Annotated in this window: 14 protein-coding genes; 5 read left to right on the plus strand and 9 right to left on the minus strand. The window is 60.5% G+C overall.

Features of this window, described 5'->3' with window-relative positions; all coding sequences use genetic code 11:
- Positions 1-77 precede the first annotated feature (77 nt).
- A complete protein-coding gene (locus tag BT116_RS24170; RefSeq protein WP_072347668.1) occupies positions 78-485 on the plus strand; it encodes a YkvA family protein in 408 nt (135 codons plus the stop codon).
- On the opposite strand, the gene BT116_RS24175 is transcribed toward BT116_RS24170, so the two are convergent.
- The 8 genes from BT116_RS24175 to BT116_RS24210 all read right to left on the minus strand — a co-directional run bounded on the left by BT116_RS24175 (position 472) and on the right by BT116_RS24210 (position 6,808).
- The gene (locus BT116_RS24175) at positions 472-1,878 is read right to left on the minus strand and encodes a saccharopine dehydrogenase NADP-binding domain-containing protein (protein ID WP_072347671.1); all 1,407 of its coding nucleotides are present in this window, start codon (positions 1,876-1,878) and stop codon (positions 472-474) included. The two genes, BT116_RS24170 and BT116_RS24175, sit on opposite strands and share 14 nt — an antisense overlap.
- A 132-nt stretch (positions 1,879-2,010) precedes the next feature.
- Positions 2,011-2,511, minus strand: a complete 501-nt coding sequence (locus BT116_RS24180; protein ID WP_072347673.1) for a YciE/YciF ferroxidase family protein — start codon at positions 2,509-2,511, stop codon at positions 2,011-2,013.
- Between the two features lie 177 nt (positions 2,512-2,688).
- The gene (locus tag BT116_RS24185; RefSeq protein ID WP_072347675.1) at positions 2,689-3,618 is read right to left on the minus strand and encodes a ZIP family metal transporter; all 930 of its coding nucleotides are present in this window, start codon (positions 3,616-3,618) and stop codon (positions 2,689-2,691) included.
- A 104-nt stretch (positions 3,619-3,722) separates the two neighbouring features.
- Positions 3,723-4,604: a manganese catalase family protein gene (locus tag BT116_RS24190; RefSeq protein WP_072347677.1), complete on the minus strand. Its 882-nt coding sequence runs from the start codon at positions 4,602-4,604 to the stop codon at positions 3,723-3,725.
- Between the two features lie 264 nt (positions 4,605-4,868).
- Positions 4,869-5,246 (minus strand): con-10 family general stress protein, encoded by a 378-nt coding sequence (locus BT116_RS24195; RefSeq protein ID WP_072347679.1) that lies wholly within the window; start codon positions 5,244-5,246, stop codon positions 4,869-4,871.
- 423 nt (positions 5,247-5,669) lie between these two features.
- On the minus strand, positions 5,670-5,918 hold the full coding sequence (locus BT116_RS24200; protein WP_072347681.1) for a metallothionein: 249 nt from the start codon (positions 5,916-5,918) through the stop codon (positions 5,670-5,672).
- Between the two features lie 34 nt (positions 5,919-5,952).
- On the minus strand, positions 5,953-6,225 hold the full coding sequence (locus tag BT116_RS24205; protein WP_072347683.1) for a hypothetical protein: 273 nt from the start codon (positions 6,223-6,225) through the stop codon (positions 5,953-5,955).
- A gap of 73 nt (positions 6,226-6,298) precedes the next feature.
- On the minus strand, positions 6,299-6,808 hold the full coding sequence (locus tag BT116_RS24210; RefSeq protein ID WP_072347685.1) for a ferritin-like domain-containing protein: 510 nt from the start codon (positions 6,806-6,808) through the stop codon (positions 6,299-6,301).
- Positions 6,809-7,001: 193 nt separating this feature from the next.
- Between BT116_RS24210 and BT116_RS24215 the strand changes: the two genes are divergently transcribed.
- The gene (locus tag BT116_RS24215; protein ID WP_072347687.1) at positions 7,002-7,841 is read left to right on the plus strand and encodes an NAD-dependent protein deacetylase; all 840 of its coding nucleotides are present in this window, start codon (positions 7,002-7,004) and stop codon (positions 7,839-7,841) included.
- A gap of 25 nt (positions 7,842-7,866) precedes the next feature.
- Here BT116_RS24215 and BT116_RS24220 read toward each other — a convergent pair whose 3' ends face one another.
- Positions 7,867-8,769 (minus strand): LysR family transcriptional regulator, encoded by a 903-nt coding sequence (locus BT116_RS24220; RefSeq protein ID WP_072347689.1) that lies wholly within the window; start codon positions 8,767-8,769, stop codon positions 7,867-7,869.
- 168 nt (positions 8,770-8,937) lie between these two features.
- Here BT116_RS24220 and BT116_RS24225 point away from each other — a divergent pair, with 168 nt between their 5' ends.
- The 3 genes from BT116_RS24225 to BT116_RS24235 are packed head-to-tail and all read left to right on the plus strand — an operon-like array spanning position 8,938 to position 11,530.
- Complete coding sequence (locus BT116_RS24225; RefSeq protein WP_063322042.1) at positions 8,938-9,636, plus strand: CoA transferase subunit A; 699 nt, start codon at positions 8,938-8,940, stop codon at positions 9,634-9,636.
- 35 nt (positions 9,637-9,671) lie between these two features.
- Positions 9,672-10,337, plus strand: a complete 666-nt coding sequence (locus BT116_RS24230) for a CoA transferase subunit B (RefSeq protein ID WP_072347691.1) — start codon at positions 9,672-9,674, stop codon at positions 10,335-10,337.
- A gap of 11 nt (positions 10,338-10,348) precedes the next feature.
- Positions 10,349-11,530: an acetyl-CoA C-acetyltransferase gene (locus tag BT116_RS24235; protein WP_072347693.1), complete on the plus strand. Its 1,182-nt coding sequence runs from the start codon at positions 10,349-10,351 to the stop codon at positions 11,528-11,530.
- Positions 11,531-12,174 lie beyond the last annotated feature (644 nt).

Below are 12,174 nucleotides of genomic sequence, written 5' to 3' on the forward strand. Positions count from 1 at the left end.
ACCTGCGGGCTCAGGCAGGCTTATCCGGCGTTTACAGTTACCCTGGCCAGGTATCTCGGCCCTTGCAGGTTTATTGAATGGCAACGCTCCTCGAACGTCTTCGCCACTGGGCCAGGGCCCTGAAGCGCCAGACCATGACGCTGTGGTTCTGCTATCGCCATCAGCAGACGCCATGGCTGCCCAAATGGATCGCAATCATCGTAGTGGCCTACGCCCTGAGTCCTATCGACCTGATTCCGGATTTCATCCCGGTGCTGGGTTATCTGGATGACGTGATCCTGTTACCGCTGGGCATCTGGCTGGCCATTCGATTGATGCCGCCGGCCATACTGGCCGAGTGTGAAGCCAAGGCCCGACAGTGGCAGGAGAACGACGGTCAACGCCCGGTGAACAAGCTGGCAGCGGCACTGATCGTGCTGGCCTGGGTGGCGGCGCTGGCGGCCACGGCCTGGCGGTTTTCAGGGGGCTGGGTCAAAAACGGGTGAACTGCTCGAACTGCCAATCGAACACAGCCCGGTTGCGGGAAGCTTCGTAGAGGGCGCCGGTTGGTCGCCAGTCGGTGCACTTGCCCACCAGGGTGCCGAGGTAAGGCCTGGCCACTTCCAGTACACGCTCATGGTCCATCTGCTCCGGCTCGACGATACCGCGATCCGGATGCTCCACCGCCCACACGATTCCCGCCAGCACGCCCGCAGCCACCTGCAGGCTGGTGGCATTGTTGAAGGGCAACAGCGCGCGTGCCTCATCGATGCTCAACACCGAGCCGAACCAGTAGGCATTCAGTTCGTGCCCCATCAGCAGGACACCCAGCGCATCGACGCCGCCGCTGTCGATTTCACCGTTGAGGATGCGCTGCCGGGGCTGGCCCTGCCAGTCGTGCCCGATCAGCTCGTGCATCGACAGCAACGCGTCGTTGCACGGGTGGTAGGCGTAATACAGGGTCGGCCTGTAGATCAACTGGCGTTGGTCTTTCACGGTCAGCAGGTCGGCGGTCGACGCCGTTTCGTGATGGGTGATCATCAGGCCCAGGCAGGGCCCGCCCAACGGTGTCCAGGTCTTGACCCGCACACTGGCACTCGGCCACTCCAGGTAGATGGCGTTGCGGCTCCCGAAGCGATGACGCCGTGCCGACGACGGCCACCTGCGCTCGTGGGTGCCCCAGGCCAACTCTGCCGGTTGGCAACCCTCACTGATGAAGCCTTCCACTGACCATGTGTTCACGAACTCATCGTCCTGCTTTATTTGCTTGGAGCGCTGGGTATCACGCTCGGCAAAATGGATCACTCTGATGCCCGTCTCCATGCACAACCGGGCCCAATCCACACCCTCGCTATTGTGTGGCAGCGGATGATTCAGCTGCACCGCCAGCTCCACCAGCCCGGCCTTGAGCAAATGGCTGATCAGGCCGGGATTGGCGCCATGGGCCACCACCGCCGTCGGCCCCTCGCCCAGTTTTTTTCGCAAATCCAGGACCTGGTAGCGCAAGGCGTAGTTGGTACGACGCGATAGGCTCAACTGCGGATCGTCGTAGCCGCCCGCCCAAGGCTCGACGCAGGTATCGAGGTACAGCGCGCCCTTCTCGAAGGCATAGGCCATCAGCGCCAGCGAACTGACCGCCACTGACAGGTTGACGATGAAGTCGCCGCGCCTGACGAAGCGGTCCAGGATTTGCTCGAAGGTCGACTCAGTCAGCGCCTTGGGAACGAAACTGATGCCTCGCTCCTTGAACCAGATGTGCTTCTCGATAACAGGCGCAATGACCGTGATGTGCTGGACCGGGACATGATCCTGTCCCAATAGCAACGGCAAGGTTGCCCGGGTGATTGAACCGAACCCGATGAAGATCAGATGCCCGGTGAATGTGACCCGGTGTTCCATGAGCTGCCTCCGGGGAGAACGCAAACAATGGAGCCATGAGATACCGGCATCGAGTCTTTGGCTACTGTCAGAGTCGACAGGCGCTTGGCGCAGGCCTTGTCGATCCTGCGCCAGCCCCCGACTGGCCGGTCGTCAAGAGTCCATCGTCGCGGCCTGGTTACCGCCCTGCTCGGCGATCTTGGACAGTTTCTCGTCGGTGGCCTTTTCTTCCTTGAGCGTCGCCAGCAACAGCCCGACCACTTCATCGCCGAGGTTCAAGTGCTTGGCCATGGCAAGCAGGGTGCCGTAACTGGCGATCTCGTAATGCTCGACTTTTTGCGCCGCGCCGATCAACCCGGCATCGAGTACCGCCCCCTTCTCGATTTCCTCGAGCAGTTCCTTGGACTCTTCCACCAACCCTTCCATGGCTACGCACTTCATGCGCTTGAGCTTGATGCCGGCCACTTCGATGAGGGTGTCGATGCGTTCGATCTGGCCTTGGGTTTCTTCCAGGTGATCGTTGAAGGCTTGCGCCAGCAAAGGGTTGGTCGCAGCCCTGGCCATGCGGGGCAATGCGCGGGTGATCTGCTTCTCGGCGCTGTAGATATCGGACAGTTCATGGATGAACAGGTCGGTCACTGTTTTCCTGGCCATTTTCAATCATCCTCCGGTCAAGAAAAGGCGCCGCATTGGCGGGCCTCAAAGGGTAGATGAGGGTGGAGCCGGTATCCGCTGCTTCACCTGTCATCAACACTGACCCGAAGAAAATTTCAGATGTTCAAGAAATTTTTCGAAGCGTGGACGGAGGGTATCGAGACAGTCGAGCAGCCTTCAGCCGAGCGCCGTGTCGAGGAACATCATCACCGCAAACCCCATCATCAGGCCCAGCGTCGCCGGGGTTTCATGGCCGTTGCGGTGGGTCTCGGGAATCACTTCGTGGGACACCACGAAAATCATCGCCCCCGCCGCCAACCCGAGGCTGATGGGGTACGCGACGGCGACACCCGACGACATGCCCAGGCCGATCACCGCTCCCAGCGGTTCCATCAGCCCGGAGCCCACCGCAATCAGCGCCGCGCGCAAGGTGCTGATACCCGTGACCCGCAGCGCCATGGCAATGGCCAGGCCTTCAGGAATGTCCTGGATAGCAATGGCGGTGGTCAGGGGCAAGCCGACCTTGAAATCACCGTCGGCAAAACTGACGCCGATGGCCATGCCTTCCGGCAGGTTGTGCAAGGTGATGGCCAGCACGAACAGCCACACACGGTTAATGCGCTCGACCTCGGGACCGCGCCGCCCACTCAACTCGTGTTCGTGGGGCACGAAGCGGTCGAGGCCGATCATCAGGGCCACACCCAGGCCCAGGCCAAGCACGACGACAAACGCGGCCAGCAACTGATTGCCACAAATCACCTGCGCGGCTTCGATGCCCGGCAGGATCAGTGAGAAAGAGCTGGCGGCGAGCATCATGCCGGCGGCGAAACCCAGCATGATGTCCTGGGTGCGCGAGGCGATATCGCGCAGCACCACCGCCATCAATGCGCCCAGGGCCGTGGCGGCGAAACCGGACGTGCCGCCCAGGACCGCGTAGCCCAGATTGTGCCGATCAGCACCGACCAAGGCGTTGTAGCCGCTGTAGAGTAATAACGCGGTTATCACCGCCAGCCCGAGCCAGAAACTCACCCCTAGCAGCAGGTTGTTTTGCACAGGACCCAGCCAGGTGCGCCAGGGGGATCGGATCCGGGAAGTGGGCTGGTCCATCGAATGTCCTTAATGCTCTGTGGGCATGACCAGTCTGAGCGTTGCATGGCGGGAACACTCAGACGCAAAGGTTCAGGCGAGGGAGTCTCCTCCCTCGCCGTTGTTTACAGTTTGTCACCTTGCATCCCTGAACCCAAGTCGGCACCTGTGGTGGGGTTGCTTTCCGGGTTGGACATCGTCCGAGCCTTCATGTCCATCAGCAGCGCTTCGTCCTTTTCACTGAGCTGGACGCTGGCCAGGCCATCGCCGCCATCCACCGCCGGCGCTGGATTTTCGACGAACTCCCAATCGTCGCCCTGATTCCATGGGCCGCGCACGGTAGGTTCGCCCTGGGACATATTGAAGTACACGTTGGTGAACTCCGGCATGCCCGGCAATTTGCCTTGGGGGAAATTGGGCTGGATCGAATGCAGGGCTTTTTCGAACGACAATTGGTGAGCGATTTCGCGGGTCATCAAAAAGCCCAGCGCTTCCTTCACACCGGGATCGTCAGTGACATTCATCAAGCGCTCATAGACGATTTTCGCCCGCGCCTCGGCCGCGATATTGGAACGCATGTCCGCCGTCGGCTCGCCGATGGTGTCCACATAGGCGGCGGTCCAGGGCACACCGGCGGAGTTGGTCAATGGCGAGCCGGCGCCATACAGGAGGCTGGTGATGTGGGAATCATTGCCGGCACCGTTGATGTCCCGGTACAACTGGCCCTCCTTTTCCACGCCCTCGGCCATCTTGCCCTTGGCACCTTTGTTCAACATCACGATGATCGAACCGATGACTTCCAGATGGCTGAGCTCCTCGGTGGCGATGTCCATCAGCAGATCCTTACGGCCTGGATCGTCCTCGGACAAGGCCTGGGTGAAGTAGCGCGACGCCGCCGCCAGCTCACCCTGGGCACCACCGAACTGTTCAAGCAGCAAGTTGGCAAGCCCGGGATTAGGTTCGGCGACACGCACGGTGTATTGCAGTCTTTTATTATGTAAAAACATGATAAAATCCCTCAATCAGACATAAGCCATGGAGACATTGTCAGCAATAAAAGGCCCACAAGGCATGAGAAAAAGTTAAGAGAAGGTGATTTTATTTTTATTCAACAAATAAGATGAACGGCAATTAAAAAACAATACCGAACATCTCATTTCGAATAAAAAGGAAATCTTGTAAAGCCAGGCGAAACTTTATATCTGCATTCAATTATTGCCGGGCCATGGGGCCCCATGCCATGGGCACGGGGCCTGTCTGGTCAGCGGGCATTACGAGTCACGACCGCCGCCACGGCTGTTTTCGCCGCCCTTCCTACCGGCTTCGGAGGCCTTTTCCCGGTCATTGGCAAAATTGCCGCCCGAAGCCTGGCCACCTTTGCGGCCCGCTTCCGAGGCGCGCCCAGGATCGTTGGCAAAATTACCACCCGATGCCTGCCCGCCTTTGCGGCCGGCCTCTGCAGCGCGTCCAGGGTCGTTGGCAAAGTTGCCGCCCGATGCCTGGCCGCCCTTGCGCCCTGCTTCGGAGGCGCGTTCCGGATTATTGGCAAAGTTGCCACCGGACGCTTGTCCGCCTTTTTTCCCGGCTTCCGATGCCTTCTCACGATCGTTAGCGAAATTGCCAGGATTGTTATTTCCTGTATTAGCCATTTCATTCACCTCGTTAGTTAGTGTTTAACGAGCCTCGCTGGCTCGTATTACTATGAGAATTGGACTTCGCCAAGGTTTGAAAGAAATTCAGCGAACGGCGACGAACGGTCAGAACTAGACAATTCAAATCCATTCAACGCTTGAACATTACAACTCGCTATCAAATAAGCGGCGAGCCATAAATTATCTTAAACACCTTAGCCGTTACTTGTTACGTTCAATTGAAAGCAGTGCGTGTCTTTCCACGCTGTCCGCCAAAGGTCGGGCGGCGCCGGCACCCCATTGCACCGGTCTCGTCACCCGGGCCTCGCGCCGTTCCAGGAAGCCAAAACTCGCGGGCTGCCGGTGTTTTCCTGCACCACCGCACTGACCGGCTTGCGGCGTCCGGATGTCCTGTCGCCGACACCCGGATGAGAGACTCGATCAAGGTGAAATCGGATCACTGGCCGGAAACGTTTCCTCCAGCGCATCGTCCAGCTGCTTATTGGTGACGCCCCGCTCGCCCACCTTGCCACTGCGTTCGCAATGGCAGTCTGGTGCCGGACACGGTTCACCGTTGGGGTGTTGTTCGGCACAGGCCTGGCTGCAGTAGGCTTCGCCGTCATGATTGAAAACCCGTTGCGGATCTATCTCACACAGGCAATCGGGGCAACCGCATTTTAATTCGCTCATGCTCTTTCTCCCGGGATAAGGGGTCGAGGCGCCGTCAGGAAGACCCGACCATCAGTTGGACTTCGAGATTCGCCGCCGCAACGCCGTGGTTGGCCACGTACACATCGGCAGTCCAGCCCTTGGTCAGGTTGTGATAGGACTGCGTGCCCAAGGCCGTGCCGCTGTTCCATTCGAGGATGTCGCCAATATCGATGTCGTTGGCCGAACTCAGCTCGAGCACGGTATGGCCGTCCTCCTGCGCCACATACACCCCCACCATTGCGCTCTGTCGATTGATGGCCCGTACTTCACCCGTGGTCTGCTTCATACGTTTCCTCTTCTCGGCCGCTTCAAGGAGCGATCGACACGCCATCCGGTCGCTCTTTCACACTCAGCCGTATTCAGCGCTTGGCTTCGGTGTGCGGATTGGCCGAACGCTCCAGGAACGCCTGGGTAATTTCCGGCAAGTGCTCGCGCAACCACTCGGCCATGGCGATTTCCTGGGGCAGGATCTGTTCGCACGCCCGTTGCGTTTCAACATCCCCGGCTACTTTCGCCGCCTCGATCAATACGGTGTACGAGGCGATTTCAAGGTTCTCGAACACACAGCCACTCATGGCCCCCTTGACCACTTCGTCGCTCATTGTCATGCCACCCACCGCCTGACCAAAGGCCATGAGCTTGCCGGCCAGGTCCTTGAGCGTCGACGTACTGCCGCCCAGGCGTTGGATGCATTGTTCGACCAATTTTTGCTGGCCGAGGGTTTCCTGCAAGTGCTCCTCGATCCGGGCCTTGAGCACCGGATAATGTTCCAGGCGCTCGGCCTGGGCCTTGAGCATTTTTTCCGCTTGTTGCTCCATGGCATGGGCATCGTTGAGCCAGTCCAGCAGGTTCTCTTTAGGCGTTGCCATTTCCTTCTCCTTAGCCGTGGTCGCTACTGCAACGCAGCACGACGGTTATGAAGTACCGCACATAAAAGTGGATAGCGCCGCGCCGGGGAAAGTTTGAAGCAACCGCAATCCAGGGCGACGAAAGGCGCTGGGACCGTTTCCCTGCGCAATTGCAGTGCTAATCTCAACGGCTCCAGGCCCACGGAGACACCCAATGCCCGACGACCTTCACCTTGCACCGCTCGATCGGTTACTGGAGCACATGGCCGGGCGTCGTTTCCTGGTGCTCACCGGCGCCGGCATCAGCACACCCTCGGGTATTCCCGACTACCGCGACAGCGACGGCGTGCGACGGGGCCGACAGCCGATGATGTACCAGGAGTTCCTCGCCCAGGCCCAGGCACGACGGCGTTATTGGGCGCGGGCGATGCTGGGCTGGCCACGGGTGAGGCAAGCCCGGCCGAACGTGGCCCATGAAGCCTTGGCCCAATTGCAGGCGCAGCAGCGCATCACCGGGTTGATCACCCAGAATGTCGATACGCTGCATGATCAGGCCGGTAGCCAGGACGTCATCGAACTCCACGGCAGCCTGCACCTTGTGCTGTGCCTGGATTGTGGCCAGCGCAGCGAGCGGCAGCAGATCCAGTTATTGATGCAAGCGCAGAATCCTTACCTGGCCGGTGTCGACGCCGTGCAGGCGCCCGACGGCGATACCCTGCTGGACCCGGCGTTCGAGGCGCGCTTTCAAGTGCCCAATTGCCCCCATTGCGGCGGCGAGCGGTTGAAGCCCGACGTGGTGTTTTTCGGCGAGAACGTCGCCCCCCTCACCGCGACCCGCGCCATGCAAGCCGTCGAGCAAGCGGACGGCCTGCTGGTGGTGGGCTCGTCGCTGATGGCCTATTCGGCGTTTCGCCTGTGCCGGGCCATCAAGGACCAGGGCAAGCCGTTGCTGGCGATCAACCGGGGCAAGACCCGGGCCGATGAGTTGCTGGACCTAAAGCTTGAAGAGCCGTGTGAGCAATTACTGCCATTGCTGGCACAACACCTGCGCTGACCAACACCACAGTGGTTCTCGGCGTTCAGCCCTTGGTCAGTTGCGTACCCAATTCCTGATCCCTGAGCGTATCGAACAACGCCTGCGCCGCCGCCGACAGTTCATGCCCCGGCTTGGTCAGCACCCCGATGGCCCGTTCGATCACCGGATCGCTCAAGGTGATGCAGCGGGCACCCAGTTCGTGCATCTGCCCGACGCACAGCGCCGGCACGGCACTCACCCCCAGCCCGCTGGCGACCATCCGCCCGACGGTCGCCAACTGGTGGCTCTCGAACTCCACAGGCAGTTTCATGCCCCGGGCCTGCAAATGCTCCTCCAGCATCACTCGTACGGTGGATGGCCGTTGCAGTGTGATGAAGGGCTGTTCCAGCAAGGTTTCCCAATGGATTTCGTCGCGCTGGGCAAGCGGTGAATCCAGCGGCACTACCGCGACGAAGCGATCGAGATACAAAGGTGTGAACGCCAATGACGCACCCTGCATCGGCTCGAACGCCACGCCCAGTTCGACATGACGATCACGAACCATTTCCAGCACCTGTTCGTTGATCACATCGTTGACCGTGACGTTGACATTCGGGAAGCGGGCGCGGAAGGTCTTGAGGATCGGTGGCAGCAGGTTGCCCGCGAACGAAGGCATTGCCGCCAACGTCACGCGACCACGCTGCAAGGTGAAGCGTTGACGCATTTCGTCTTCGGCATTGTCCCAATCGGCAACCAGCCGTCGGGCCAGTGGCAACAAGGATTCACCTTCGGGCGTCAGCGCCACGTTGCGGGTATTGCGGCTGAACAAGCGACCGCCGAGGCCTTCTTCCAAGGCCTTGATAGTCAGGCTAAGAGCCGACTGGGACAGGTGCAGCCGTTCGCAGGCCACAGCAAAGCTCAGGCTCTGGGCCACCGCGAGGAAGGCTCGGATCTGCTTGAGGGTCATGGGGATCGCTTCGCTCCAGGGGCAAGCCGTAAGTTTCGAGCCGCCAGTGGATGGCGGCGACTGTTGAGTTTTATCAATCAATCCAACCTAAAAATCAACTTAACAAATATATGACTTAGCGCAACACTGCACTCCATTGCGACCCCATCAAGAATAAAAGAGGTGTCTATGGCAGGTTTCGACAAACGCGTGAGTTCTTATGAAGAAGCGTTGGAAGGCTTGAAGGACGGCATGACCGTCATCGCCGGCGGCTTTGGCCTGTGCGGCATCCCGGAAAACCTGATCGCCGAGATCAAGCGCAAGGGCATCCGTGACCTCACTGTGGTGTCCAACAACTGCGGCGTCGACGGCTTCGGCCTCGGCGTACTGCTGGAAGACCGGCAGATCCGCAAGGTGGTCGCTTCCTACGTGGGCGAAAACGCCCTGTTCGAGCAGCAACTGCTCAGCGGCGAAATCGAAGTCGTGCTCACCCCCCAAGGCACCCTCGCCGAAAAAATGCGCGCCGGTGGCGCCGGCATCCCGGCGTTCTTCACCGCCACGGGCGTCGGCACGCCGGTGGCCGAAGGCAAGGAAGTACGTGAATTCCATGGCCGCCAGTACCTGATGGAAGAGTCCATCACCGGCGATTTCGCCATCGTCAAGGGCTGGAAGGCCGACCATTTCGGCAATGTGATCTATCGCCACACCGCCCAGAACTTCAACCCGCTGGCCGCCACGGCGGGCAAGATCACGGTGGTGGAAGTCGAAGAAATCGTCGAACCCGGCGAGCTGGACCCGACGCAGATCCACACCCCTGGCATCTACGTCGACCGGGTCATTTGCGGCACGTTCGAAAAACGTATCGAACAGCGCACCGTGCGCAAGTGATCCCCTGCCCCCGGCCCGAATGAAGGAATAAGAACATGGCACTTTCCCGCGAACAAATGGCTCAACGCGTCGCCCGCGAAATGCAGGACGGCTACTACGTGAACCTGGGCATCGGCATTCCGACCCTGGTCGCCAACTACATCCCCGAAGGCATGGAAGTCATGCTGCAATCGGAAAACGGCTTGCTCGGCATGGGCGCATTCCCCACCGAAGCCGAAGTCGATGCCGACATGATCAACGCCGGCAAGCAGACCGTCACCGCGCGCATTGGCGCCTCGATCTTCTCCTCGGCCGAATCGTTTGCCATGATCCGCGGCGGTCACATCGACCTGACCGTGCTTGGCGCGTTCGAAGTGGACGTCGAAGGTAACATTGCCTCGTGGATGATCCCCGGCAAGCTGGTCAAGGGCATGGGTGGCGCGATGGACCTGGTGGCCGGTGCCGAGAACATCATTGTCACCATGACCCATGCGTCCAAGGACGGTGAGTCGAAACTGCTGCCGCGCTGCAGCCTGCCGCTGACCGGCGCCGGTTGCATCAAGCGGGTGTTGACCGACCTGGCCTACCTGGAAATCCAGGATGGCGCCTTCATTTTGAAAGAACGTGCCCCAGGCGTCAGCGTCGAGGAAATCGTCGCCAAGACCGCCGGCAAGTTGATCGTGCCGGACCATGTGCCTGAAATGCAGTTCGGTGCCCAGTGAGGAGAGATTCGATGCAAGAAGTCGTGATTGTCGCCGCTACCCGTACCGCCATCGGCAGTTTCCAGGGTTCGCTGGCTTCCATTCCCGCGCCGGAACTCGGTGCAGCGGTGATTCGGCGCCTGCTGGAGCAAACCGGCCTGTCCGGTGAGCAGGTCGATGAAGTGATCCTCGGCCAGGTGCTGACGGCGGGCTCCGGGCAAAACCCGGCTCGCCAGGCGTCGATCCTCGCTGGCCTGCCGCATGCGGTGCCGGCGTTGACCCTGAACAAGGTCTGCGGTTCGGGACTCAAGGCGTTGCACCTGGGCGCCCAGGCGATTCGTTGTGGCGACGCCGAAGTGATCATTGCCGGTGGCATGGAGAACATGAGCCTGGCCCCGTACGTGTTACCGGTCGCCCGCACCGGCCTGCGCATGGGCCACGCGAAGATGATCGACAGCATGATCACCGATGGCCTGTGGGATGCGTTCAACGATTACCACATGGGCATCACCGCCGAGAACCTGGTGGACAAGTACGGCATCAGCCGTGAAGAACAGGATGCCTTTGCCGCCGCGTCCCAGCAGAAAGCCGTCGCCGCCATCGAGGGCGGCCGCTTCGCCGATGAGATCACACCGATCCTGATCCCCCAGCGCAAGGGCGATCCCGTGGCGTTCGCCACCGACGAGCAACCGCGCGCCGGCACCACCGCCGAATCCTTGGGCAAGCTCAAGCCGGCCTTCAAGAAGGACGGCAGCGTCACTGCGGGCAATGCGTCCTCGCTCAACGATGGTGCCGCCGCAGTGATCCTGATGAGCGCCGAAAAAGCCAAGGCCCTGGGCCTGCCGGTGCTGGCGAAAATCAGTGCCTACGCCAATGCCGGCGTCGACCCGGCCATCATGGGCATCGGCCCGGTCTCGGCCACCCGCCGCTGCCTGGACAAGGCCGGCTGGTCGCTGGATCAACTGGACCTGATCGAAGCCAACGAAGCCTTCGCCGCCCAATCGCTGGCGGTGGCCCGGGAATTGAAATGGGACATGGACAAGGTCAACGTCAACGGCGGCGCCATCGCCCTGGGCCACCCCATCGGTGCGTCGGGCTGCCGCGTGCTGGTGTCGCTGCTGCATGAAATGATCAAGCGCGACGCCAAGAAAGGCCTCGCCACCCTGTGCATCGGCGGCGGCCAGGGCGTGGCCCTGGCACTGGAACGCGCCTGACCAGCGAAGCGTTCAGCGGTGGTTGCTCGGACCCACGAACATCCGCGCAATCACTGGCAACACCACCGGCGTAACTTCGGTTGCGCCGGTTTTTTTTGCCTGTTTGTTTTGCACATGATTGGCCGGATCGGACTCTGGTGCCCTCTATGTCGTCAACATCGGTGTACCTGACGGAGCGGTCCATTGTGGCGAGGGGATTTATCCCCGCTGGGCTGCGGAGCGGCCCGAAAGCAGTGAACTCAACCTTCCTGACACACCGAGTTGCTTGGTTTGGGGCCGCTCCGCAGCCCAACGGGGATAAATCCCATAGGCGCTAACCAAACCCCTCGCCCCGTAGCCCGTCTCGCTGGTATCCCCGCGTGTTTCGCGGGGACTCACGTAAAGCATTGCTAAAGTAATCCCATTGCTCAAGGCAATCGAATAGCGACAAACATGGACCGATTGCGCCACAAAGCAGCCAAAGGACAAACGCCATCTCACGCCAGCGAGAGCGCCGCAGATCCACCTGCTCCCGTTCGTTTTTTTGTGAGCTCTTCCTTTGGCTCAGGGGAAAAATGCTCGCCTTCTGCGATCAACCGCTCGATCAGGCAAGCCACCAATAATTTCCCTTGCAGCCAGGCTTTTGCACCTTCGGGATTTTTCTT

It is taken from the genome of Pseudomonas sp. NFACC16-2, assembly GCF_900119205.1.
Classification (GTDB): domain Bacteria; phylum Pseudomonadota; class Gammaproteobacteria; order Pseudomonadales; family Pseudomonadaceae; genus Aquipseudomonas; species Aquipseudomonas fluorescens_Q.